The organism is Streptomyces sp. SID13726, from assembly GCF_010548375.1.
GTDB lineage: Bacteria > Actinomycetota > Actinomycetes > Streptomycetales > Streptomycetaceae > Streptomyces.
This window is the reverse complement of sequence record NZ_JAAGLY010000461.1, coordinates 1-439: the sequence shown is the minus strand read 5'-3', so window position 1 is coordinate 439 and position 439 is coordinate 1. Positions and strand designations below refer to the sequence as shown.

Annotated in this window: 1 protein-coding gene; it reads right to left on the bottom strand. The window is 67.9% G+C overall.

Annotated elements, in window-relative coordinates; translation table 11 throughout:
- The coding region (locus G3I78_RS48585; protein WP_164437038.1) for a nitroreductase family deazaflavin-dependent oxidoreductase at positions 1–363 on the bottom strand (363 nt) is incomplete at its 3' end.
- Positions 364–439: the final 76 nt, after the last annotated feature.

The following is a 439-nucleotide window of genomic DNA, read 5'->3' as shown; positions in this document are numbered from 1 at the left end:
ACCCTCCAGCAACCGGGCCCGTACGGCGATGTCCTGACCCTTCCAACTCACCTCCGCGTCAGGATGCTTGAGCAGGTTCGCGGTCCACGCCGGATGTCCGGGGCGGCCGAAGTTGGAGCCGATCAGGAGCCAGCTGACGCCCCCCTCCTCCGGCATGCAGGCGAGCGGCGTGGTGCGCGGCTCGCCCGTCTTCGCTCCCTTGGCGGTCAGAATCACGCCGGGGAGCATCTGGGCGCTGAGCATGACCTTGCCGCGGGTCAGCTTGTGCACGGCCTTGTCCATGGCGGGGATGAAGTGCGGTGCGAGCTTGGCGAACAGCATGGTCGAGGAGACCTTCTGCATCAGCTTGACGCCGGCTGCCATTGCCATCAGACGGCCACCTTCTCTCGTGGGGTGGTGAACAGGCCCGAGCGGTGAGCGGCGTGCGCCCGCAGCCGGT